The organism is Pseudomonas sp. FG47, from assembly GCF_057809115.1.
On sequence record NZ_JBMDJI010000001.1, the window covers coordinates 446,183 to 468,679 of the forward strand.

Genomic DNA, 22,497 nt, shown 5'->3' on the forward strand with positions numbered 1-22,497 from the left:
CCCAATTGCATCACCCGTGATTCTTGCCGAGCAACGCGTGATACAGCTCGGTATCCCCAAGAATCCCCACCACCTTGTCGTTATCCTGCAGCACCAGCTTGTTGCCAGTGTGATAACGAATCTGCAGCGCTTCGCGCATGCCGATATTGGCGTTGACCAGGGTTGGCCGCCGATCGAGCAATTCCACATCCTGCCCCGGTGCCCAGTTTTGCAGGTCCAGGCCGTTCTGGCCCTGACGCGCGCGCTTGATCGAACCGCCTTCGCCCAAGTCCAGCCAGGAATCGATGCCCGGGTCGATGCACACCGAGCCGTTGACCCGCTTGCAGTTGTCCAGGCTGCGCATCAGGCTGCGCCCACACAGCACGTTGAGCGGGTTGGTATGGGCGACGAAGGTGCGCACGTACTCGTCGGCCGGGTTGAGCACGATCTCTTCCGGCTTGCTGTACTGGATGATCCGCCCGTCTTTCATGATGGCGATGCGGCTGCCCAGCTTGAGGGCTTCGTCCAGGTCATGGCTGACGAACACGATGGTCTTGCTGAGCTTGGCCTGCAGGCCAAGCAGCTCATCTTGCAGGCCCTGGCGAATCAGCGGGTCGAGGGCTGAGAAGGGTTCGTCCATCAACAGGATGTCGGCATCCATCGCCAGTGCCCGGGCCAGGCCAACACGCTGCTGCATGCCGCCGGACAGCTCATCCGGCTTTTTATTGCGCCACTGGGTCAGGCCCACCAGTTCGAGCTTCTCGTCGACCAGCTTGCGCCGTTCCTTTTCCGGGCGGCCCTGCATTTCCAGGCCGAAGCTGATGTTCTCGCGCACCGTCAGCCAGGGCATCAGGGCGAACTTCTGGAACACCATGGCGATGCGCTTGGTGCGCATCATCTTCAGCTCCGCCGGGGTGCAGTGGGCGATGTCGATGTGCTTGCCTTCATGCTCGACGAACAGCTTGCCGCGGCTCACGGTGTTGAGGCCGTTGATGCAGCGCAGCAGGCTCGACTTGCCCGAGCCGGACAGGCCCATCAGCACGCAGATCTCGCCTTTCTTGATATCCAGGTTGGCCTTCTCGACGCCGACCACCAGGCCGGTCTGCTTGAGGATCTCTTCGCGAGTCCTGCCCTGGTCGAGCAGCGCCAGCGCTTCGCGCGGCTTGCTGGAGAAAATGACGTCGACGTCTTCGAAACGAATGATGCTCATGCCTCACCCCTTACCGGCAGCTCCGGTTGCTTGCAGATTCGGTCGAGCATGATCGCCAGCAGCACGATGGCCAGGCCTGCCTCGAAGCCCAGGGATATGTCGGCGGTGTTCAGGGCATTGACCACCGGTTTGCCCAGGCCGTCGGCGCCGACCAGGGCGGCGATCACCACCATCGACAACGACAGCATGATGCACTGGGTCACGCCGGCGGCGATGCTCGGCATGGCGTGGGGCAGTTCGATGCGGGTCAGCAACTGGCGGCGCGAGCAGCCGAAGGCCTTGCCGGCGTCCAGCAGCTCCTGCGGCACGTCACAGATACCCAGGTAGGTGAGGCGGATGGGCGCGGCGATGGCGAACACCACGGTGGAGATCAGCCCGGGTACCACGCCCAGGCCGAACAGGGTCAGGGTGGGGATCAGGTAGACGAAGGTGGGCACGGTTTGCATCAGGTCCAATACCGGGCGCATGGCTGTGTAGAACATTGGCTTGTGCGCGGCGGCGATGCCCAGCGGCACGCCGATGACCACGCAGACCACCGTGGCGAAGGTGACCTGCGCCAGGGTTTCCATGGTTTCCTGCCAGTAGCCCAGGTTGAGAATGAGCAGGAACGACAGGGCGACGAAGACGGTAAGCGCCCATTTGCGCTGGATCAGGTGCGCCAGGGCGGCGAACAGGGCGATGAGCACGAACGGGTTGAACCAGGTCAGGGCACTGGTAACGCCATGGATCATGAATTCCAGGCCTTGGGCGATGGCGTCGAAGTAGCTGGCGCCGTTCTGGGTCAACCATTCGACGAATGAGGCGATGTACTGCCCCAGGGGTATTTTCTGATCGATAAGCATGATAGCGAGCTTCCACCTGCAAAGATTGAAATCAGTCCGGGGCGGCACGGTCCCGCCCCGAGATAGCGCTATTGCATAAGTCGTTATTGCGCCAGCTTGGCCTTGGCCGCCTCAAGGCCGGGCTTGCCATCCACGGTGGTCACGCCGGCCAGCCAGGTATCGAGCTTGCCGGGGTTGTCTTTGAGCCACTTCTTCGCGGCCGCCTCGGGTTTCATCTTGTCGTCCAGGACATAGCCCATCATGGTGCTTTCATCCTTGAGCTCGAACGACAGGTTCTTCAACAGCTGGCCAACGTTGCCGCATTCCTGTGCGTAGCCCTTGCGGGTGTTGGTCAGCACGGTGGCCTTGCCGAAGTCGGGACCGAAATAGGCATCTCCACCGGTCAGGTACTGCATCTTGAAGCGGGTGTTCATCGGGTGCGGTTCCCAGCCGAGGAAGACGATCGCGTCTTCACGCTTCTGCGCCCGGTCGACCTGCGCCAGCATGCCCGCCTCGCTGGACTGCACGATCTGGAAGCCGGCGTCCTTCAGGCCGAAGGCGTTGTCGTCGATCATCTTCTGGATGGTGCGGTTGCCATCGTTGCCCGGTTCGATGCCGTAGATCTTGCCCTTGAGCTGCTGCTTGAACTTGGGAATGTCGGCGAAGTCTTTCAGGCCCTTGTCATACAAGGCCTGGGGCACGGCCAGGGTGTACTTGGCGTTTTCCAGGTTGGCGCGCAGGGTCTCGACGGTGCCGGCATCGCGGTACTGCTTGATGTCGTTCTCCATGGTCGGCATCCAGTTGCCGAGAAACACGTCCAGGTCCTTGCCGGTGGCCAGCGACTTGTAGGTCACCGGTACCGAGATCATGGTGGTGTGGGTCTTGTAGCCCAGGGCCTCGAGCACGACGCTGGTGGTCGCGGTGGTCACCGTGATGTCGGTCCAGCCGACATCGGAAAAACGTACCGTCTGGCATTGCTCGGGTTCTGCCGCCTGGGCCAGCAGCGCAGTGGATAGCAACGCAGCCAGCAACAGCGAGGGTGAAGCTTTCATAGGTGGACTCCTGTGATTTTATCTTCGGGTTCGCGAGGGCCGTCGGTGCGTTCTGTGGCGCCGATCGACCAGGCCTGCAGAGGGCAGGATGCGAGGCCGTGCAATACGAGTCGCTTTCGATAATCCTCCAGCGTCGGGCAATCGCCTACTGGTGGCGTCGTATCCAGTACAGGACGGGTCGCATCCAGTACGGACGATGTCGCAACTGGGTTTTTCCACCCCCACCCCTGGGTTTTTGCGGCGTCCGGCCACTGGAAAACGGCGCGCGCAGCAGCGGATCAGCAGCGGCGCTGGTGGACAAAAGTACGTCGGTTGCAGACGGCGAGGGGCTGGGCAAAAGCCCGATGATGCGAGCATTCCGAGGCGGCTCGACGATTCAGCCTAGCAGTTGCGCAAGGTGTCGTATGGCGCGTCCAGACAAGCCCAGCAAGAGGTGATCCGACAATGGCCATCAGCGTGTTCGACCTGTTCAAGATCGGTGTCGGGCCTTCCAGCTCGCACACCGTCGGCCCCATGCGCGCCGGCGCGCTGTTCGTCCAGGGGCTGCGCCAACGCGGCGAGCTGGAGCAGGTGCGGCGCATCGAGGTGCGGCTGTATGGCTCGCTGTCGGCCACCGGCGTCGGCCATGGCACCGACAGCGCCACGATCATGGGCCTGATGGGCGAGTGGCCCGACGCCATCGACCCGGCGCAGATCACCCCACGTATCGCCGACCTGCGCGAAACCAACGTGCTCAAGCTCGACAACCGCCTGCCCATCGACTTTGTCTGGGCCCGCGACATGCTGCTGTTGGACGAGAACCTGCCGTATCACCCCAACGCCATGACCCTGATCGCCCAAGGCCAGGGCGGCGAATTGCACCGCGACACCTACTATTCGGTGGGCGGCGGCTTCGTCGTCGATGCCGCCCAGGCCGCCAGCGGCGTGCTGGATGCCGACCAGACCGTGCTGCCCTACGATTTCAACAGCGCCGCCGAACTGCTGCGCTTGTGCAGGCAAAACGACCTGAGCGTGTCGCAATTGATGCTGGCCAACGAAAAGGTCTGGCGCAGCGAAGACGAGATCCGCGCCGGTTTGCTCAAGCTGTGGCAGGCCATGCAGGAATGCGTGAACAACGGCCTCAAGCACGAAGGCATCCTGCCCGGTGGGCTCAATGTGCGGCGCCGCGCCGCCCGCCTGCACCGCAGCCTGCAAGAGCTGGGCAAGCCCAACGTGATCGGCTCGACCATGAGCGCCATGGAGTGGGTCAACCTGTTCGCCCTGGCGGTCAACGAGGAAAACGCCGCCGGTGGGCGCATGGTCACCGCGCCCACCAATGGCGCGGCCGGGATCATCCCGGCGGTGCTGCATTACTACATGCGCTTTTCCGATGCGGTGGACGAGTCCAACGTGGTGGACTTCTTTCTTGGCGCGGCGGCGGTGGGCATCTTGTGCAAGAAGAACGCCTCGATCTCCGGCGCCGAGGTCGGCTGCCAGGGCGAGGTCGGTTCGGCCTGCGCCATGGCCGCCGCCGGCCTGGCCCAGGTGCTCGGGGCTACCCCGGCGCAACTGGAGAACGCCGCCGAGATTGCCCTGGAGCACAATCTTGGCCTCACCTGCGACCCGGTCGGCGGGCTGGTGCAGGTGCCGTGCATCGAGCGCAACGCCATCGCCGCGGTGAAGGCGATCAACGCCGTGCAGATGGCCCTGCGTGGCGACGGCGAGCACTTCATCTCCCTCGACCAGGTGATCCGCACCATGCGCGACACCGGCGCCGACATGCACGACAAGTACAAAGAGACCTCCCGCGGCGGCCTGGCGGTCAGCGTCATCGAGTGTTGATGCGCCGTTCTGGCCCAATCGTGACCGTTGCGCCACATTCTGGCGCAGCGGTGCCGCTGACCGACCGTCGGCTGTCGTTACCAGTAGCGTCGTTGTCGGTGACACTCAAGTCTGTCGCTTCTGGGCAACCTTCCCATAAGTGCTACCGAACTGCTCAGCAGCAAAACGCAGAGGCGCTGGTGCGCTGTTTTGCGTGGCAATACCCACTCGATGAAAAAGGCTCTGGCGGCAACAGGATGAGGTCGTTTTTGGGTTTTTTTGGATGACCGTTCAATTTCAGGCACGGCGTTTGCGTCGAGATTGACAAAGCCCTTGCATCCGAACGGGGGCGCTAACAAGAAACCCGTGCTCGCCTGAAGCACACCCTGCATTGTGTGAGGAGAAATCGCGATGACGTCGTACACCTCCGGGAACCCAACCCAGAACCGCACAGCCCCCCAGTCCATCGGCTTTCTCCTGCTGGACAACTTCACCCTGATTTCCCTGGCCTCGGCGGTCGAGCCGCTGCGCATGGCCAACCAGCTGTCCGGCCGCGAGCTGTACCGCTGGCATACCTTGACCGTCGACGGTGGCCAGGTCTGGGCCAGCGACGGCTTGCAGATCACCCCAGACGCCGCCATGCACAGCGCCCCGCCGATCGACACGGTGATCGTCTGTGGCGGCGTTGGCATCCAGCGCACCGTCACCCGCGAGCATGTCACCTGGCTGCAAGCCCAGGCTCGCCAGTCGCGCCGCCTGGGCGCGGTGTGCACCGGCAGCTGGGCGCTGGCCTGTGCCGGGTTGCTCGACGGCTTCGATTGCAGCGTGCACTGGGAATGCCTGGCGGCGATGCAGGAAGCCTACCCGCGGGTGAACATGAGCACCCGCCTGTTCACCCTCGACCGCAACCGCTTCACCAGCTCCGGCGGCACCGCGCCGCTGGACATGATGCTGCACCTGATCAGCCGTGATCATGGCCGCGAGCTGTCGGCGGCGATCTCCGAGATGTTCGTCTACGAACGCATCCGCAACGAGCAGGACCACCAGCGCGTGCCGCTCAAGCACATGCTCGGCACCAACCAGCCGAAGTTGCAGGAAATCGTCGCGTTGATGGAGGCCAACCTGGAAGAGCCGATCGACCTGGACGAACTGGCGGTGTACGTGTCGGTGTCGCGACGCCAGCTCGAGCGCCTGTTCCAGAAGTACCTGCACTGCTCGCCGTCGCGCTATTACCTGAAGCTGCGCCTGATCCGCGCGCGGCAACTGCTCAAGCAGACGCCGATGTCGATCATCGAGGTGGCGTCGGTGTGCGGGTTCGTCTCCACGCCGCACTTCTCCAAGTGCTACCGCGAGTACTTCGGCATTCCGCCACGTGATGAGCGGGTGGGCTCGAACACCACCCAGCAAGTGGCGATGATGCCGATTCCCCAGGCCATGGCCTTGTCGCCGCACAGCGGGCCGATGGCGGCGCTGAGCCAGGCGCGCAACGAGTCGACCTTTGCCAGCGTAAGGCTTTAGGTCCATTCGCCGGCAAGGCCGGCTCCTACAGGTATGCGCCGCCCTTTAAACCGACCGGGCAACTGTAGGAGCCGGCCTTGCCGGCGAAAAGGATCAAGAGGGACGAAAGCTCAGGCGCGCCTGTTGAACTGCGCCAGTGCCGGCAGCAGCTGCTTGTCGATGGCCTGGCGCACCGCCGGCAGGATCGTCGCGCTACCGGTGTACATCTGCTCCACCATGCCCTTGAGTGCCCGCGCGTTGGGCTCGGTCAGGCCCCGCACCACCACCTCGCAGGCCTGCTCGGCACTGGCGCCGGCTGGAATATCGAAACCCCGCGAGCGCAATTGGCCCAGCAGGTCGTCCTGGTCGATCAGATCTGCATGCATCATGGCTGTTGTCCTTCGCTTGTGTTGTTTGCGACCGATTCTGTGACCGCCAGGGACAGACCGGCAAGGGCAGATTGTCACGATGGCCGCTTTGGCTAAGAACAGGTCGTTTACGGCTAAATCGACAGGTGGGGAAGGCCGCACACTGAGGTCATTCACGGCACCGAGGGTTTGGTCACCCTCCTGCGCGCCCAGTGGATGTTGCTCGCTCTTGGCCCCGGATGCTCACGGCTTTCCGGGGTTGTTTTTTGTGGGGGGGGAAGCGGCTGGTTCCTACACTTACCTGGGGTGTTCAGGCAGCTGCAAGGTGCGCCCGATGAATTGAGGGGCTGGCAGATCACGCTGATCCTGCGCCAATGCCTGCAGCAATTGCACACTGCTTTCCCCGAACGGCGCCGACCGCGGCCCCGCCAGGTCCACATGCAGCAGCATCTGTTCACTGGCCGCCAATGCCTCGTCGAACCCCTCCCGGTGCAGGCTGTGGTACAGGTGCAGGCGCTTCTTGTCGAAGCCGATGATCTGCGTCTGCACCCATGCCTCGGTATCGAGCTTCACCTCGTGCAGGTAGTTGATATGCGCCTCCAGGGTGAACAGCGAATGCCCGCTCTGGCCTCGCGCATCGGCATCCAGGCCGATGCGCTCCATCAGCGCATCGGTGGCGTAGCTGAAGATCAGCAGGTAGTAGGCGTCGCGCAGGTGGCCGTTGTAGTCGACCCAGTCCGGCAGCACCCGGGTGCGGTAGGTGATCAGTGCGGGCATCGTCGTCTCCTTTAGTCGCCGAAGGCCATGCCATGGCTGGCCTTGCTGGCGCGTACCGCCTCCAGCACCGCCAGCAGGGTGTCGTCACGATAGCGCTCCAGCGCGGCGATGCTGCGCTCGCCCAGTTGCCCGGCGGTTCCTTCGACCACATCGTCGATCAGCTTGTCGGTCAGCTCCGGCGCCGGCAGGTAGGTCCAGGGTAGCTTCAGCGCTGGGCCGAACTGGGCCATGAAGTGACGCATGCCGGCGTCGCCGCCGGCCAGGGTGTAGGTGAGGAAGGTGCCCATGAACGACCAGCGCAAGCCTGCGCCGAAGCGGATTGCATCGTCGATCTCGCCGGTGCTCGCGACCCCGTCGTTGACCAGGTGCAGGGCCTCGCGCCAGAGCGCTTCGAGCAAGCGGTCGGCAATGAAGCCGGGAACTTCCTTGCGCACATGCAGCGGGCGCATGCCCAGGGCGGTGTAGATGGCTTTCGCCGCTTCGATGGCGTCTGGGGCGGTGCGATTACCGCCGACGATCTCCACCAGCGGCAGCAGGTAAACCGGGTTGAACGGGTGGCCGACCAGGCAGCGCTCGGGGTGGGTGGCCGACTCGTAGAACTCGCTGGGCAACAGGCCCGAGGTGCTGGAGCCGATGATGGCGTTGGGCTTGGCCGCGGCGCTTATCTTCGCGTGCAGGTCGAGCTTGAGGTCCAGGCGTTCGGGTGCGCTTTCCTGGATGAAATCGGCGTCGCGCACGCACTCCTCGATGGTGGCGACGAAGGTCAGGCGCTGCTGCGCGGCGCCGGGCGCCAGGCCCTGTTTCTGCAGGGCTGGCCAGGCGTTGGCGATGCGTTTGCGCAGGGCTGCTTCGGCGCCGGGCGCCGGGTCCCAGGCGATCACGTCCAGGCCGTGGGCCAGGGCGCGAGCGACCCAGCCGCTGCCGATCACGCCGCTACCCAGGGCAGCGAAGGTCTTGATCTCGGTGATGAAAGGCATGTCGAACTCCAGGGCATCTGATTGGGCGGTGGCTGGCACCGGCTTTGCCGGCTCCTACAGGGGTTAGCGGCGCTTGAGATTCATTTTTTCCCGGCCTTGTGCCGGGCTGAGCACGCGACCACCCATGCGGGTGATGATCTCGGCGGCGCGTTCGACCAGCTGGCCGTTGCTGGCCAGCACGCCGCGGTCCAGGTAGAGGTTGTCTTCCAGCCCCACCCGCACGTTGCCACCGAGCAGCACCGCCTGGGCGGCCATGGGCATCTGCATGCGGCCGATGCCGAAGCCGGCCCAGGTGACGTTGGCTGGCAGGTTGTCGACCATGGCCTTCATGGTGGTGGTGTCGGCCGGGGCGCCCCACGGGATGCCCAGGCACAGCTGGAACAGTGGGTCTTCGAGCAGGCCTTCGTTGATCATCTGCTTGGCGAACCACAGGTGGCCGGTGTCGAAGATCTCCAGCTCCGCCTTCACGCCCAGTTCGGTGATGCGCTTGGCGCCGGCACGCAGCTGCGCCGGGGTGGAGACATAGATGGCGTTGCCGTCGCCGAAGTTGAGGGTGCCGCAGTCCAGGGTGCAGATCTCCGGCAGCAGCGCTTCGACATGGGCCAGGCGCTCCAGCGGGCCGATCAGGTCGGTGCCGGCGCCGAACTCCATGGGGGTTTCTCCGGGGCCGATCTCCAAGTCGCCACCCATGCCGGCGGTGAGGTTGACGATGATGTCGACGTCGGCCTCGCGGATGCGCTCCATCACTTCGCGGTAGAGCTTGACGTCGCGGCTGAAACGGCCGGTTTCTGGGTCACGGACGTGGCAGTGGACCACGGTGGCGCCGGCCTTGGCGGCTTCGACGGCGGATTCGGCGATCTGTTTCGGGGTGACCGGGACCAGGTGGCTCTTGGCTACGGTGTCGCCGGCGCCGGTGAGGGCGCAGGTGATGATGACGTCATGGTTCATGGCGGGTTCCTGGTAATGATTTGGGCGATAGATTTTTGTAGGAGCGGGTAGACCTGTCAGTTGGCGGTGAGCTTGAGGTTGTCCGCGGCTGGCTTGCCGTCGAAGGTCGTAACCCCTTCAAGCCAGCGCGCCTGGTCCTCGGGGTGGTCCTTGAGCCACTGGCGGGCGGACTCCAGGGCGTCCTTGTGATCGAGCAGCGGCTGCATCATCCGGCTCTCGTCTTCGGCGCTGAAATTCAGGTTGGCCAGCAGGCGGCTGGCATTGGGGCAGCGCTGGGCGTAGTCCGGCGCGGTCACGGTCCACACCGTGGCGCGGCCTTCGTCCGGGCCGAGGGCGTCCTGACTGTCGCCCAGGTAGACCATGTCGATGTTCACGTTCATTGGGTGCGGCGTCCAACCGAAGAACACCACCGCTTCCTGGCGCCGCACCGCGCGATCCACCGCGGCGAGCATGCCGGCCTCGCTGGATTCGACCAGCTGGAACTTGCCCAGGCCGAACTGGTTCTTGGCGATCATCGCCTTGATCTGGGTGTTGGCGCCGGAGCCGGGTTCGATGCCATAGATCTTGCTGCCCAGCTCCTTGGCGAACCTATGGATATCGGCGAAGTTCTTCAGGCCCTTGTCGGCCAGGTACTTCGGCACCGCCAGGGTGGCGCGGGCGTCTTCCAGGCTGGGCTTGTCGAGGACCTTGACCTGCTTGGCCTCGACGAACGGGGTGATGGTCTGGGTCATGATCGGGTTCCAGTACCCAAGGAACAGGTCCAGGCGCTTGTCGCGGATACCAGCGAAGATGATCTGTTGCGAGGCGCTGGTCTGCTTGGTCTGGTAGCCCAGGCCGTCGAGCAGCACCTGGGCCATGGCGCTGGTGGCAATGACGTCGGTCCAGTTGACCACGCCCAGGCGCACATTTTTGCAGGCCGCAGGCTCGGCGGCGAAAAGCGGGGTTGCAGCGATGCTGGTCAGGGCGAGGGTGGTCAGGCTGCGGCGGATCAAGCGATGCATGGTGGCTCTCCATCGGCAGGGCGTTTTTTATTGTGGGTCGGTGCGTTTTTCAAACAGTTGCACCGTGTGAACACGCTACGCTGCCATCAGGGTGGAAAATCGCACCCTGGCGACCAACACTTGTACGCAGGCGACCCTCTTCAGCCGTGGAGCATGCAATGGCGCAATTGATTCATTTCCTGCTGTTGCCCGGCTTTTCGGCAATGGGTTTCATCAGCGCCCTGGAGCCGCTGCGGGTGGCCAACCGTTTCAAGGGCCCTTCGTACCGCTGGCGGGTATTGAGCCTGGATGGCGGCGCGGTATTGGCCAGCAACGGCATGTCGGTGAACGCCGATGCTGCGCTGGGCAGCGGCGAGTCGGGCGGGGTGCTGCTGATCGTCGCCGGCTTCGAGCCGCTGGCCTGCTATGGGCCGCGCTTGCAGCAGGCGCTGCGCCGGCTCGACCATGAAGGGGTGACCCTGGGCGGTATCGATACCGGCCCGGTAGTGCTGGCAGAGGCCGGCCTGCTCGACGGTTACCGCGCGACCTTGCACTGGGAGGCGCTGGATGCGTTCAAGGAGCGCTATCCACGTCTGCAGGTGACCCAGGAGCTGTTCGAGATCGACCGCCGACGCATCACCTGCGCCGGCGGCACCGCCTCGATCGACCTGATGCTCGACCTGATCGCCCAGGCCCATGGCAGCGAGCTGGCGGTACAGGTGTCCGAGCAGTTCGTGCTCGGCCGTATTCGCCCGCGCCAGGACCACCAGCGCATGCAGATCGCCAGCCGTTACCGGATCAGCAACAAGAAGCTGGTGAAGGTGATCGGCGAGATGGAGCGCAACACCGAGCAGCCGCTCAACACCCAGGTACTGGCCGATGCGGTGCAGGTGACCCGGCGCCAGTTGGAGCGGCTGTTTCGCCTGCACCTGGACGACACCCCCACGGGTTTCTACTTGCGCCTGCGCCTGGACAAGGCGCGGCAGTTGTTGCACCAGACCGACATGAGCGTGCTCGAGGTTTCGTTGGCCTGTGGCTTCGAGTCTGCATCGTATTTCACCCGCTGCTATCGAGCACGGTTCGCGCGCTGTCCGCGCCAGGACCGTCAGGCGAGCGCTGCTCGTGAGTAGGATCTGTTTCCCGATTATTGTCGGAGGCATTCGCCTTTAGCGTAGGTAGTCCATTGAACGAACAAGGATTGCCGAGATGTTTCCTGCAACACATACCCCAAAGACCTGGCGCTTGGCCTTGGCATTCGCTTCGCTGCTCGCAGCCGGGCATGCCAATGCGGCGGTGCAGGGCTGCGAAGACACCACGACCGACACCTACCGGGATTATTACCAGCCCGGCTGGAACCGACTGGTGGATTACCCTCAAGGCCGGCAGAAAATGATCATCGCCTCCGACCCGCAGGCGTTTCGCTACATGAGCCAGCGTTTCGACGAGTACCAGGAGGAAATCGGTTCCTCCGGCTGGCACAAGACCGAGCCGGTCTACCAGGCCATCGCCCGCGAGCGTGCCGAGCCGTACCATGTGCCGGTGGTGATCAATGGCGATATCACCGAATTTGGCCATGGCGGCGAGCGCAGCGCGGTGCAGAAGATGTTCCGCAAGATGGCGGCTGGCGTGGGCGGGCCGCTGATGCTGCCTGGATTGGGCAACCATGACTACGACAACAATGTGAATAGCTGCGGCAACAACGGTTGCGCCCGCGATGCGGTCTGCGACCAGATTGCCTGGGTCCAGGCCATGGGGCCGGTCAACGCCTTCGATTACCGCTATGAAAACGACACCCATGAGGGATCGCTGTCCTACTCGGTGACCGTCGGGCGCGTGCGTATCATCCAGTTGAACAACGAACCGACCTATGAGCGGCAATGGAGCACCGGGGGCGGTTGGTCATTCAAGCCCAAGCGCCATTTTGTTATCAACCGCTCGCTGGACTGGCTGGAGCGGCAGTTGGAGGAGGCTCAGGCCCAGGGCGAGACGGTGATCGTCAACATGCACATGTCCGAAGACTGGCGGGACAAGAGCATCCGTTACCATGAGTTTCCCAAGTTGCTGGAGAAACATGGCGTGGCAGCGGTGTTCACCGGTCATACCCACTGGAACCTTGGCTTGTACCATGACAGCTTTGGTCGTGTGCCCAACTTCAAGACCGGTGCCTTGAATGCAGGTACTTACCTGCGCCTGACCTTCGATTGGCCAGCGCAGCAGTTGCTGGTGGACGAGGTGAGCATGGACGGGCATTTCGGCAAGACCCATGTGGTCGAGCTGAAATCGGCAGAGGCCTGATTGCTTCCCCTGTAGGAGCCGGCTTGCCGGCGAACACCGGCATGGCCGGTGCCATCCACCACGGCGCTTGGTTCGCCAGCAAGGCTGGCTCCTACGGGAATTTGGCGTGACGCCTTACTGCTGCCCGATCGACTGCAAGTACTCCGAGCGCTCATCGCTACGCTGCGCCAAGCAGGTGTTCCAGGCCGCTTCGAAGGCCTTGCTGCCGGGTTTTTCGGCATAGGTCTCGACCTTGCAGTCGGCATCGCGCAATTGCACCCAAAGCTTTTCCGCCGCGTCCATCTTGGCGCTCAGCGCCGCGGCCTTGTCGCTGTCATCGGCATACTGGTCGCGGATACGCTGGATCAGGTCGTCGTAGGCTGCCTTCAGCTCGCGCTCGGCGGTCTGCTTGTTGTAGGCGGCGCACGCGTAGCCCTGCTGGTCGGTCTCGACGTTGTCGCAGGGCGTGCTGTCTTCCTCGGCGGCGTGGGCGCCGCCGGCCACGGCCAACAAGACCAGCCATGCCATTGATTTCATCCGTTTTCTCCTGATCAGGCTGACGAACCCGCTGGGATTCTCGCTCAGCCTCGGCCTTGGCGATAGCTCCCTGGCGAAAAGTTCATCAAAGCCTTACAGCACCAGCAGACGAGACTTACTCTCATCTGCCCGAGGCGGGCCAGAGCCTGCCGTGGCGGCCCTTGACGCTTTCGGCAAACCCCCTGTCGTTTTTGCATCGGGGCGCCTCGGGCGGCAGGCATATGCTGGCCCCAAAGCGCCGGCACAAGGTTCGGCGCGGGCAAACTTCAATAAAAGGGGACAGCCTGATGAGCCCAGCCGAACTTCATGCCGACAGCATCGTCATCGACGGCCTGATCATTGCCAAATGGAACCGCGAGCTGTTCGAGGACATGCGCAAAGGCGGGCTGACCGCGGCCAACTGCACGGTGTCGGTGTGGGAGGGCTTCAAGGCCACCGTCGACAACATCGCTTCGAGCCAGAAGCTGATCCGCGAAAACAGCGACCTGGTGATGCCGGTGCGCACCACCGCCGACATCCGCAAAGCCAAGGAACTGGGCAAGACCGGCATCCTCTTCGGCTTCCAGAACGCCCATGCGTTCGAAGACCAGATCGCCTACGTCGACGTGTTCAAGCAACTGGGCGTGGGTATCGTGCAGATGTGCTACAACACCCAGAACCTGGTCGGCACCGGTTGCTACGAGCGTGACGGCGGCCTGTCGGGCTTCGGTCGCGAGATCGTCGCCGAGATGAACCGCGTGGGCATCATGTGCGACCTGTCCCATGTGGGCTCCAAGACTTCCGAAGAAGTCATCCTCGAATCGAAGAAGCCGGTGTGCTATTCCCACTGCCTGCCGTCCGGGCTCAAAGAGCACCCGCGCAACAAGTCCGACGCAGAGCTGAAGTTCATCGCCGACCACGGCGGCTTCGTCGGCGTGACCATGTTCGCGCCGTTCCTGGCCAAGGGCATCGACTCGACCATCGATGACTACGCCGAGGCCATCGAGTACACCATGAACATCGTCGGTGAAGACGCCATCGGTATCGGTACCGACTTCACCCAGGGCCACGGCCAGGACTTCTTCGAGTACCTGACCCACGACAAGGGCTACGCCCGGCGCCTGACCAACTTCGGCAAGATCATCAACCCGCTGGGCATCCGCACCGTCGGCGAGTTCCCCAACCTCACCGAGACCTTGCTCAAGCGCGGCCACAGCGAGCGCGTGGTGCGCAAGATCATGGGCGAAAACTGGGTCAACGTCCTAAAGGATGTGTGGGGCGAATAAAGCCGCACTCCGAGCCTGAAAGCCCCTGCCAGCAACGCCGGGGCACACCAATAAAAATTTGTATGGAGTTGAGTTTCCATGGCCAAGATCGCCCCGCAATTGCCAATCGAAGTCGACAGCGAGACCGGTGTCTGGACCAGCGACGCCCTGCCGATGCTTTACGTGCCACGGCATTTTTTCGTCAACAACCACATGGGCATCGAGGAAGTGCTGGGCGCCGACGCCTACGCCGAGATCCTCTACAAGGCCGGCTACAAGTCCGCCTGGCACTGGTGCGAGAAAGAGGCCGAGTGCCATGGCCTCGAAGGCGTGGCGGTATTCGAGCATTACATGAAGCGCCTGAGCCAGCGTGGCTGGGGCCTGTTCGAGATCCAGGACATCGACCTGGACAAAGGCACCTGCAGCGTCAAGCTCAAGCACTCGGCGTTCGTGTATGTGTACGGCAAGTGCGGGCGCAAGGTCGACTACATGTTCACCGGCTGGTTCGCCGGCGCCATGGACCAGATCCTCGCCGCTCGCGGCAGCAAGATCCGCACCGTGGCCGAGCAGGTCTACGGCGGGTCGGAAGAAGGCCACGAAGATGGCCTGTTCGTTACAAAGCCGTTGTAAGCCGGAGATAGCGTCATGGCCTTCGAAGCAATGTTCCAGCCGATCCAGATCGGCAAGTTGACCATCCGCAATCGCGTGCTCAGCACCGCGCACGCCGAGGTGTATGCCACCGACGGCGGCATGACCACCGACCGCTATGTGAAGTACTACGAAGAGAAGGCCAAGGGCGGCATCGGCCTGGCGATCTGCGGTGGCTCGTCGGTGGTGGCCATCGACAGCCCGCAGGAGTGGTGGGCCTCGGTCAACCTGTCCACCGACCGCATCATCCCGCACTTCCAGAACCTCGCCGACGCCATGCACAAGCATGGCGCCAAGATCATGATCCAGATTACCCACATGGGCCGGCGCTCGCGCTGGGACGGCTTCAACTGGCCCACGCTGATGTCGCCGTCGGGCATCCGCGAACCGGTGCACCGCGCCACCTGCAAGACCATCGAGGTGGAAGAGATCTGGCGGGTGATCGGCAACTACGCGCAAGCGGCGCGGCGTGCCAAGGAAGGCGGCCTGGACGGCGTCGAGCTGTCGGCGGTGCACCAGCACATGATCGACCAGTTCTGGAGCCCCAGGGTCAACAAGCGTACCGACGAATGGGGCGGCACCTTCGAAGGCCGCATGAAGTTCGGCCTGGAAGTGCTCAAGGCCGTGCGCAAGGAAGTCGGCGACGACTTCTGCGTGGGCATGCGCATCTGCGGCGACGAATTCCACCCCGATGGCCTCAGCCACGAGGACATGAAGCAGATCGCGGCCTACTACGACGCTACCGGCATGCTCGATTTCATCGGCGTGGTCGGCTCGGGCTGCGACACCCACAACACCCTGGCCAACGTCATCCCCAACATGAGCTACCCGCCGGAGCCGTTCCTGCACCTGGCGGCCGGCATCAAGGAAGTGGTCAAGGTACCGGTGCTGCACGCGCAGAACATCAAGGACCCGAACCAGGCCACGCGCATTCTCGAAGGCGGCTACGTGGACATGGTCGGCATGACCCGCGCGCACATGGCCGACCCGCACCTGATCGCCAAGATCAAGATGGGCCAGATCGACCAGATCAAGCAGTGCGTCGGTGCCAACTACTGCATCGACCGCCAGTACCAGGGCCTGGATGTGCTGTGCATCCAGAACGCCGCCACCTCCCGTGAATACCTGGGCGTGCCGCACATCATCGAGAAGACCACCGGGGTCAAGCGCAAGGTGGTGGTGGTTGGCGCAGGCCCCGCTGGCATGGAAGCGGCCCGCGTGGCAGCCGAACGTGGCCATGACGTGACCCTGTTCGAGAAGAAAGAGCAGATCGGCGGGCAGATCACCATCGCCGCCAAGGCCCCGCAGCGTGACCAGATTGCCGGTATCACCCGCTGGTACCAGCTGGAGCTGGCACGCCTGAAGGTCGACCTGCGCCTGGGCACCGCCGCTGATGTGGCGACCATCCAGGACCTGCGCCCGGATGTGATCGTGCTGGCTGTGGGCGGGCACTCGTTCCTTGAACAGAACGAGCACTGGGGCGCTGCCGAAGGCCTGGTGGTCAGCAGCTGGGACGTGCTCGACGGCAAGGTCGCCCCAGGCAAGAACGTGCTGGTGTACGACACCATCTGCGAGTTCACCGGCATGTCGGTGGCCGACTTCATTGCCGACAAGGGCAGCCAGGTCGAGATCGTCACCGACGACATCAAGCCGGGCGTGGCCATGGGCGGCACCACCTTCCCGACCTACTACCGCAGCATGTATCCGAAAGAAGTGATCATGACCGGCGACATGATGCTGGAGAAGGTCTACCGCGAAGGCGACAAGCTGGTGGCGGTGCTCGAGAACGAGTACACCGGCGCCAAGGAAGAACGGGTGGTCGACCAGGTGGTGGTGGAGAACGGTGTGCGTCCCGACGAGCAGTTGTACTACGCGCTCAAGGACGGTTCGCGCAACAAGGGCCAGATCGACGTGGAGGCGCTGTTCGCCATCAAGCCGCAGCCGATCCTCAGCCAGCCGGGCGAGGGTTACCTGCTGTACCGCATCGGCGACTGCGTGGCCCAGCGCAACGTGCATGCGGCGATCTATGACGCCTTGCGCCTGTGCAAGGATTTCTGATCGCACCGCCTCGCTAGAGGCGGGACTGGCCCCCCTGTAGGAGCGGCCTTGTGTCGCGAAAGGGCTGCGTAGCAGCCCCGGCAATTTGTAGCGTTACTCAAATGCTGGGGCCGCTTCGCGACCCTTTCGCGGCACAAGGCCGCTCCTACAGGGGTCCGCGCCCCTCTTGAGAGTGGCGCAAGAATCCAGCTGTTTGTGGGAGCCTCCCATGTTGAACACCCTCTTACCCATCCTGCTGTTCACCGCCCTTGGCCTGGCGGTGCTCGGCGCCCTGCGCCGGGTGCGCATGTGGCGGCGCGGGCGGCCGAGCAAGGTCGATCTGCTTGGCGGCCTGTTGGCCATGCCGCGGCGCTACCTGGTGGATCTGCACCATGTGGTCGAGCGCGACAAGTACATGTCCAAGACACACGTGGCCACCGCCGGCGGCTTCGTGCTCTCGGCCGTGCTGGCGATCCTGGTGCATGGCTTTGGCCTGCACAGCAAGATCCTCGGTTACGCCCTGCTGGTGGCCACGGTGATCATGTTCAGTGGTGCCCTGTTTGTCTTCAAACGCCGGCTGAACCCGCCCTCCCGACTGTCCAAGGGCCCGTGGATGCGCCTGCCCAAGAGCCTGCTGATGTTCGCGGCGAGCTTCTTCATTGCTACCTTGCCGGTGGCGGGGATCCTGCCTGAAGGCACAGGCGGCTGGGTATTGGTCGCACTGCTGGGGATCGGCGTGCTGTGGGGCGTGTCCGAGCTGTTCTTCGGCATGACCTGGGGCGGGCCGATGAAGCACGCCTTCGCCGGTGCCCTGCACCTGGCCTGGCACCGCCGCGCCGAACGCTTTGGTGGTGGCCGTTCCACCGGCCTCAAGCCGCTGGACCTGGAAGACCCCAACGCGCCGTTGGGTGTGGAAAAACCCGTCGATTTCACCTGGAACCAACTGCTCGGTTTCGACGCCTGCGTGCAGTGCGGCAAATGCGAGGCCATGTGCCCGGCGTTCGCCGCTGGCCAGCCGCTGAACCCGAAGAAACTGATCCAGGACATGGTCATCGGCCTTGCCGGTGGCACCGATGCGCGGTTCGCCGGCAGCCCGTACCCGGGCAAGCCGATCGGCGAGCATGGCGGCCACCCGCACCAGCCGATCGTCAACGGCCTGGTGGATGCCGAGACGCTGTGGTCGTGCACCACCTGCCGCGCCTGTGTCGAGGAATGCCCGATGATGATCGAGCACGTCGATGCCATCGTCGACATGCGCCGCCACTTGACCCTGGAAAAAGGCGCCACGCCGAACAAGGGCGCCGAGGTGCTGGACAACCTGATCGCCACCGACAACCCCGGCGGTTTCGCCCCCGGCGGGCGGATGAACTGGGCCGCCGACCTCAACCTCAAGCTGCTGGCGCAGGTGAAAACCACCGAGGTGCTGTTCTGGGTGGGCGATGGCGCCTTCGACATGCGCAACCAGCGCACCCTGCGCGCCTTCGTCAAGGTGCTCAAGGCCGCGGGCGTGGACTTCGCCGTGCTCGGCCTGGAAGAGCGCGACAGCGGTGACGTGGCCCGGCGCCTGGGTGACGAAGCGACGTTCCAGCACTTGGCCAAGCGCAATATCCAGACCCTTGCCCAGTACAGGTTCCAGCGCATCGTCACCTGCGACCCGCACAGCTTCCATGTGCTGAAGAACGAATATGGCGCCCTTGGCGGCGAGTACCAGGTGCAGCACCACAGCACCTACATTGCCGAACTGATCGCCGCCGGCAAGCTCAACCTCGGCCAGCACAAGGGCGGCAGCGTCACCTATCACGATCCCTGCTACCTGGGCCGCTACAACGGCGAGTACCAGGCCCCGCGTGACGTGCTCAAGGCCCTCGGTATCGAAGTGCGCGAGATGCAGCGCTCCGGCTTGCGTTCCCGCTGCTGCGGCGGTGGCGGCGGTGCGCCGATCACCGATATCCCCGGCAAGCAGCGTATCCCCGACATGCGCATGGACGATATCCGTGAGACCGAAGCGGAGCTGGTGGCCGTGGGTTGCCCGCAGTGCACGGCAATGCTCGAGGGCGTGGTCGAACCGCGCCCGCAGATCAAGGACCTTGCCGAGCTGGTCGCCGATGTACTGATCGAAGATGAGGCCCCCGCCAGCGCAAAGTCGCAGGCGGCCAAACGTGAACCTGCGGAGGTGCACTGATGAGCGACATCATCCGCCGCGACCCACGCGCCGAGTGGATCGCCCGTAACCGCCTGCACCCGCTGCATGCGGCGATGCAGACGCAACAGACGAGCTGGATGGGCCCCAACGGCCTGATGCGCAAGAACCCCCATGCCATTGCTGCCGGCTTCATCGGCCCCAACGGCCTCAAGCGTATCGATCGCAGTGGCGCACAGCAGGGCACTGGTGTGGGTGGGCGGCGCACAGCAGCCACCCTGGTGCAGCTGCCGCTGCACCAGGTTGCCGCGCCCGCGTTCTATATCGCCGTGGTCCCGGACATGGTCGGTGGCCGCCTCGGTAGCCACGACCGCGACCTGCTCGGTCTGGCCCACAGCCTGGCCGGCAACGACGGCGCGGTGCTGGCCGTGGTGTTCGGTGAACACAAGGAAAGCAACTTTTCCACAGCCGGCGTTGACCGCCTGCTGGTCATCGAGGGCGAGGCCTTCGAAGGTTATGCACCGGAGCAACTGGTCCAGGGTCTGCGGGCTGTGGATAACCAGTTCGCGCCGCGCCACTGGCTGCTGCCCGACAGCCGCACCGGTGGCGGTGAATTGGGCCGGCGCTTCGGCGCGGCCGTGGGTGAACGCCCTGCGACGCGGGTATGGCAAGTCAAGGATGGCCAGTGCATCGGCCGTGCCGGCGCCGGTCAGCAGGATATCCAGCGCGACATGCCGCGGTTGATCCTGGCCGCTGCCGAATGTGCGGAGCCTGTGAGCGAAACCCGCCACGAAGCCCTGCCCGTGGAGTTGTCCACAGGCCTGGCGCGCAGCCTGTCGCGCATCGAAGACCTCGGCTCGGTAGCCGTGGACCCGGCCGCCATCGCCATGGCCGAGGCCGAGTTCATTGTTTCCGGCGGCAACGGCGTCAAGGACTGGGACCTGTACCACCAGGCCACCAAGGCCCTCGGCGCCACCGAAGGGGCCTCGCGGGTGGCGGTGGACGACGGCTTCATGCCGCGCAACCGCCAGGTCGGCGCCACCGGCACCTGGGTCACGGCGCGGGTCTATGTGGCTGTGGGTATCTCCGGCGCCATCCAGCACCTGCAAGGCATCGGCGCCTGCGACAAGGTGGTGGCGATCAACATGGACCCAGGCTGCGACATGATCAAACGGGCCGACCTGTCGGTGATTGGCGACAGCTCGGCGATTCTCCAGGCACTGATCGAGGCTGTGGACAACTTCCGCAGCGGCGGCCAGCGCGACGCGGCATAGGGGCGCGAGCATGAGTACGAAAGTCATCAGCCTGGTTTCCATAGGCGCCCACCCCAGCTCCGGTCGTGCGCGGCGAGCCGAGCAGGATGCCCGGGCGGTGGAACTGGGCTTGCAGCTGGCTGGGGATAACTTGCAGGTGGTGCATGCCGGCGACCCGCGTGAGGAGGCGCTGCGTGGCTACCTGGGGATGGGCCTGGCGCACCTCGATGTGCTCGAGCAGCCCGCTGGCGCCGATGTGCTGGGCGTGCTCGGCGACTACCTGCGCGATGCCGGGGCCCAGCTGGTGCTGGCCGGCAGCCAGGCCGAGACGGGCGAGGGCTCGGGCATGCTGCCGTTCCTGTTGGCCGAGAAGCTCGGCTGGCCGCTGGTGGTGGGCTTGGCTGAGGTGGAATCCATCGAAAATGGCACTGCCCAGGTCTTGCAGGCCTTGCCACGGGGGCAGCGTCGCCGACTGAAAGTGCGCTTGCCGTTGCTGGCCACTGTGGATAACGCCGCGCCCAAGCCTCGGCAAAGCGCGTTTGGCCCGGCGCGCCGGGGTGTGCTGGCGGCGCGCAGCGTGGTGGTGGTGGACGACCCGATATTGGCCGAGGAGGCCTTGCAACCGGCGCGTCCCCGGCCCAAGCGGCTGAAGGTGATCAAGGCCAAGAGTGGTGCCGACCGCATGAAGGCGGCGACGGCGAAGGCCAGCGGCGGCGGTGGCAAGGTGCTCAAGGATGTTTCTCCACAGGAAGGTGCCGAGGCAATCCTCAAGCTGCTGGTGGAAGAGAGCGTGTTGCGCTGAGCGGTTTTACCCAAAAACTGTTGGCCTCTCTGTGGATAAAGTGTTTGTCTGTTGATGCAGCCCTTTATTTACGGGGGCTGTGAAAGATTGATCAATTTTTATTCAATAGTGGCCACGGCTTTGTCCGTGGCTTTTTATTTTGTCTGGTGGTGGGGTACTCACATTACTCACAATCGCTGTTGGTCGCTCTGTGGATAATATGTTCGGTTAGTTCTGCAGCCTTTGATTTATATGGGCTGCGTGGATTTGATCAAAAATTGAACAATAGCTTTGGTTTTTGCTTGAAGTCGCTGATTTACGGGCGTTTTGGGGTTTATCCACAGTGCTGGGCAATGCTGCAGAACTTTCGTTCACAAAGTCTGTTGGCGACCCTGTGGAAAAGGTGTTCGGATACCCTCCCAGGCCTTTGAATCAGAGGGCTACGCAAGTTTGGTCAATATTTGATCACTGGCCCTGGACAACAGTTTCCACAATTGCTGTTGGCGGGTCTGTGGATAAAGTGTTTGTGCATGGCGCGCGGCCTTGCAGCTTGCGGGCTGCACACGTTTGATCGTTTTCTGATCAAAGCCACATGGCATCCCAGTGAGGGTAGTGGCGCAGGGTTGTGACGAGTCCGGCGCGCAGTGGGTTGGCGACGATGTAGCGGGCGGTGGCGCGCAGGTCTTGATCCTTGCGCAGGGCATGGTCGTGGAAGCTCTTTTGCCACAGGCGGCCTTGGCGGGAGGCTATGCGGTTTACTCGCTGCGTGCTTCTGGATTTGACCTTGCGCATAAGCTCGGAAAGATCGGTGTCTCGCAGTTCGATCAACCAGTGGAAGTGATCGGGCATCACAACCCAGCAGAGGCTATGCGCCCATTGTTGCTCGTGGGCGAAGCGCAGTTCGGTGATGAGTGCGCGGGCGAGGCGCAGTTCCAGAAAAATGGGTTGTCTGTGCAGTACCACGCTGGTGACGATGTAGCGACGTCCAGTTTCAGAGTAGCGTCCGGTACGCAGCCGGTGAGCATGTGCGATTCGCATGGTGGACCTCCCTGGTACCAGGACAAGTCTAGGTGGCGAGCACATTTAGGCGTGGGTGCTATCGAGGCAGGATGTAACAACAGCGGGCGTTCGCCAGCAAGCTGGCTCCTACGGGCAATGCGCAAACCCGTAGGAG

At 63.7% G+C, this 22,497-nt stretch carries 20 protein-coding genes; 10 read left to right on the plus strand and 10 right to left on the minus strand.

Going from position 1 to position 22,497, the window contains the following annotated elements; genetic code table 11:
- Positions 1-10: 10 nt before the first annotated feature.
- The 3 genes from choV to ACODS5_RS02115 all read right to left on the minus strand — a co-directional run bounded on the left by choV (position 11) and on the right by ACODS5_RS02115 (position 3,062).
- A complete protein-coding gene (choV, locus tag ACODS5_RS02105) occupies positions 11-1,189 on the minus strand; it encodes a choline ABC transporter ATP-binding protein (protein WP_134689912.1) in 1,179 nt (392 codons plus the stop codon).
- Entirely contained in the window at positions 1,186-2,034 is an 849-nt protein-coding gene (choW, locus tag ACODS5_RS02110) for a choline ABC transporter permease subunit (RefSeq protein WP_177414200.1), read from the minus strand. The genes choV and choW overlap by 4 nt, the downstream gene beginning before the upstream one ends.
- A gap of 80 nt (positions 2,035-2,114) precedes the next feature.
- Positions 2,115-3,062, minus strand: coding sequence for a choline ABC transporter substrate-binding protein (locus ACODS5_RS02115; protein ID WP_134689910.1), 948 nt, complete (start codon positions 3,060-3,062; stop codon positions 2,115-2,117).
- 444 nt (positions 3,063-3,506) lie between these two features.
- Between ACODS5_RS02115 and ACODS5_RS02120 the strand changes: the two genes are divergently transcribed.
- Entirely contained in the window at positions 3,507-4,883 is a 1,377-nt protein-coding gene (locus tag ACODS5_RS02120; RefSeq protein WP_134689909.1) for an L-serine ammonia-lyase, read from the plus strand.
- Positions 4,884-5,273: 390 nt separating this feature from the next.
- A complete protein-coding gene (gene gbdR, locus ACODS5_RS02125) occupies positions 5,274-6,380 on the plus strand; it encodes a choline metabolism transcriptional regulator GbdR (RefSeq protein WP_253093204.1) in 1,107 nt (368 codons plus the stop codon).
- 110 nt (positions 6,381-6,490) lie between these two features.
- On the opposite strand, the gene ACODS5_RS02130 is transcribed toward gbdR, so the two are convergent.
- The 5 genes from ACODS5_RS02130 to choX form a co-directional block, all read right to left on the minus strand.
- Positions 6,491-6,748 (minus strand): hypothetical protein, encoded by a 258-nt coding sequence (locus ACODS5_RS02130; RefSeq protein WP_134689907.1) that lies wholly within the window; start codon positions 6,746-6,748, stop codon positions 6,491-6,493.
- Between the two features lie 276 nt (positions 6,749-7,024).
- Positions 7,025-7,504, minus strand: a complete 480-nt coding sequence (locus ACODS5_RS02135) for a thioesterase family protein (RefSeq protein ID WP_134689906.1) — start codon at positions 7,502-7,504, stop codon at positions 7,025-7,027.
- A gap of 11 nt (positions 7,505-7,515) precedes the next feature.
- Positions 7,516-8,481, minus strand: coding sequence for an L-carnitine dehydrogenase (locus tag ACODS5_RS02140; RefSeq protein WP_489107792.1), 966 nt, complete (start codon positions 8,479-8,481; stop codon positions 7,516-7,518).
- Positions 8,482-8,544: 63 nt separating this feature from the next.
- Entirely contained in the window at positions 8,545-9,429 is an 885-nt protein-coding gene (gene cdhC / locus ACODS5_RS02145) for a 3-dehydrocarnitine:acetyl-CoA trimethylamine transferase CdhC (protein WP_134689904.1), read from the minus strand.
- Between the two features lie 56 nt (positions 9,430-9,485).
- The gene (choX, locus tag ACODS5_RS02150) at positions 9,486-10,430 is read right to left on the minus strand and encodes a choline ABC transporter substrate-binding protein (RefSeq protein WP_134689903.1); all 945 of its coding nucleotides are present in this window, start codon (positions 10,428-10,430) and stop codon (positions 9,486-9,488) included.
- Between the two features lie 158 nt (positions 10,431-10,588).
- Here choX and ACODS5_RS02155 point away from each other — a divergent pair, with 158 nt between their 5' ends.
- A complete protein-coding gene (locus ACODS5_RS02155; protein WP_489107793.1) occupies positions 10,589-11,539 on the plus strand; it encodes a GlxA family transcriptional regulator in 951 nt (316 codons plus the stop codon).
- 76 nt (positions 11,540-11,615) lie between these two features.
- Entirely contained in the window at positions 11,616-12,704 is a 1,089-nt protein-coding gene (locus tag ACODS5_RS02160) for a metallophosphoesterase family protein (protein ID WP_489107794.1), read from the plus strand.
- 114 nt (positions 12,705-12,818) lie between these two features.
- Here the strand turns inward: ACODS5_RS02160 and ACODS5_RS02165 are convergent, their stop codons facing one another.
- Positions 12,819-13,220: a lysozyme inhibitor LprI family protein gene (locus ACODS5_RS02165; RefSeq protein ID WP_489107795.1), complete on the minus strand. Its 402-nt coding sequence runs from the start codon at positions 13,218-13,220 to the stop codon at positions 12,819-12,821.
- A 287-nt stretch (positions 13,221-13,507) separates the two neighbouring features.
- On the opposite strand from ACODS5_RS02165, the gene ACODS5_RS02170 reads away from it, so the two are divergent.
- The 6 genes from ACODS5_RS02170 to etfB all read left to right on the plus strand — a co-directional run bounded on the left by ACODS5_RS02170 (position 13,508) and on the right by etfB (position 21,344).
- Positions 13,508-14,485: a dipeptidase gene (locus ACODS5_RS02170; RefSeq protein WP_011536164.1), complete on the plus strand. Its 978-nt coding sequence runs from the start codon at positions 13,508-13,510 to the stop codon at positions 14,483-14,485.
- Positions 14,486-14,563: 78 nt separating this feature from the next.
- Positions 14,564-15,094, plus strand: coding sequence for a DUF5943 domain-containing protein (locus ACODS5_RS02175; RefSeq protein WP_003255698.1), 531 nt, complete (start codon positions 14,564-14,566; stop codon positions 15,092-15,094).
- Between the two features lie 15 nt (positions 15,095-15,109).
- The gene (dgcA, locus tag ACODS5_RS02180) at positions 15,110-17,170 is read left to right on the plus strand and encodes a dimethylglycine demethylation protein DgcA (protein ID WP_038707195.1); all 2,061 of its coding nucleotides are present in this window, start codon (positions 15,110-15,112) and stop codon (positions 17,168-17,170) included.
- A gap of 208 nt (positions 17,171-17,378) precedes the next feature.
- Positions 17,379-19,331 carry a dimethylglycine demethylation protein DgcB gene (gene dgcB, locus ACODS5_RS02185; RefSeq protein WP_489107796.1) on the plus strand — a complete coding sequence of 651 codons (1,953 nt, stop codon included), beginning with the start codon at positions 17,379-17,381 and terminating at the stop codon, positions 19,329-19,331.
- Positions 19,331-20,563, plus strand: a complete 1,233-nt coding sequence (etfA, locus tag ACODS5_RS02190) for an electron transfer flavoprotein subunit alpha (protein ID WP_489107797.1) — start codon at positions 19,331-19,333, stop codon at positions 20,561-20,563. Before dgcB ends, etfA begins: the two co-directional genes overlap by 1 nt.
- A gap of 10 nt (positions 20,564-20,573) precedes the next feature.
- The gene (gene etfB, locus ACODS5_RS02195) at positions 20,574-21,344 is read left to right on the plus strand and encodes an electron transfer flavoprotein subunit beta (RefSeq protein WP_134689896.1); all 771 of its coding nucleotides are present in this window, start codon (positions 20,574-20,576) and stop codon (positions 21,342-21,344) included.
- Between the two features lie 561 nt (positions 21,345-21,905).
- Here the strand turns inward: etfB and ACODS5_RS02200 are convergent.
- Positions 21,906-22,361: an REP-associated tyrosine transposase gene (locus tag ACODS5_RS02200; RefSeq protein ID WP_489107798.1), complete on the minus strand. Its 456-nt coding sequence runs from the start codon at positions 22,359-22,361 to the stop codon at positions 21,906-21,908.
- Positions 22,362-22,497 lie beyond the last annotated feature (136 nt).

Coding starts and splice junctions, on each gene's coding strand:
- gbdR (WP_253093204.1), top strand. CDS start 5,274: ATGACGTCGTACACCTCCGGGAACCCAACCCAGAACCGCACAGCCCCC.
- dgcA (WP_038707195.1), top strand. CDS start 15,110: ATGGCCTTCGAAGCAATGTTCCAGCCGATCCAGATCGGCAAGTTGACC.
- choX (WP_134689903.1), bottom strand. CDS start 10,430: ATGCATCGCTTGATCCGCCGCAGCCTGACCACCCTCGCCCTGACCAGC.
- ACODS5_RS02140 (WP_489107792.1), bottom strand. CDS start 8,481: ATGCCTTTCATCACCGAGATCAAGACCTTCGCTGCCCTGGGTAGCGGC.
- dgcB (WP_489107796.1), top strand. CDS start 17,379: ATGTTGAACACCCTCTTACCCATCCTGCTGTTCACCGCCCTTGGCCTG.
- ACODS5_RS02130 (WP_134689907.1), bottom strand. CDS start 6,748: ATGATGCATGCAGATCTGATCGACCAGGACGACCTGCTGGGCCAATTG.
- etfA (WP_489107797.1), top strand. CDS start 19,331: ATGAGCGACATCATCCGCCGCGACCCACGCGCCGAGTGGATCGCCCGT.
- ACODS5_RS02175 (WP_003255698.1), top strand. CDS start 14,564: ATGGCCAAGATCGCCCCGCAATTGCCAATCGAAGTCGACAGCGAGACC.
- ACODS5_RS02200 (WP_489107798.1), bottom strand. CDS start 22,361: ATGCGAATCGCACATGCTCACCGGCTGCGTACCGGACGCTACTCTGAA.
- ACODS5_RS02120 (WP_134689909.1), top strand. CDS start 3,507: ATGGCCATCAGCGTGTTCGACCTGTTCAAGATCGGTGTCGGGCCTTCC.
- cdhC (WP_134689904.1), bottom strand. CDS start 9,429: ATGAACCATGACGTCATCATCACCTGCGCCCTCACCGGCGCCGGCGAC.
- ACODS5_RS02155 (WP_489107793.1), top strand. CDS start 10,589: ATGGCGCAATTGATTCATTTCCTGCTGTTGCCCGGCTTTTCGGCAATG.
- etfB (WP_134689896.1), top strand. CDS start 20,574: ATGAGTACGAAAGTCATCAGCCTGGTTTCCATAGGCGCCCACCCCAGC.
- ACODS5_RS02115 (WP_134689910.1), bottom strand. CDS start 3,062: ATGAAAGCTTCACCCTCGCTGTTGCTGGCTGCGTTGCTATCCACTGCG.
- ACODS5_RS02165 (WP_489107795.1), bottom strand. CDS start 13,220: ATGAAATCAATGGCATGGCTGGTCTTGTTGGCCGTGGCCGGCGGCGCC.
- choV (WP_134689912.1), bottom strand. CDS start 1,189: ATGAGCATCATTCGTTTCGAAGACGTCGACGTCATTTTCTCCAGCAAG.
- ACODS5_RS02160 (WP_489107794.1), top strand. CDS start 11,616: ATGTTTCCTGCAACACATACCCCAAAGACCTGGCGCTTGGCCTTGGCA.
- ACODS5_RS02170 (WP_011536164.1), top strand. CDS start 13,508: ATGAGCCCAGCCGAACTTCATGCCGACAGCATCGTCATCGACGGCCTG.
- ACODS5_RS02135 (WP_134689906.1), bottom strand. CDS start 7,504: ATGCCCGCACTGATCACCTACCGCACCCGGGTGCTGCCGGACTGGGTC.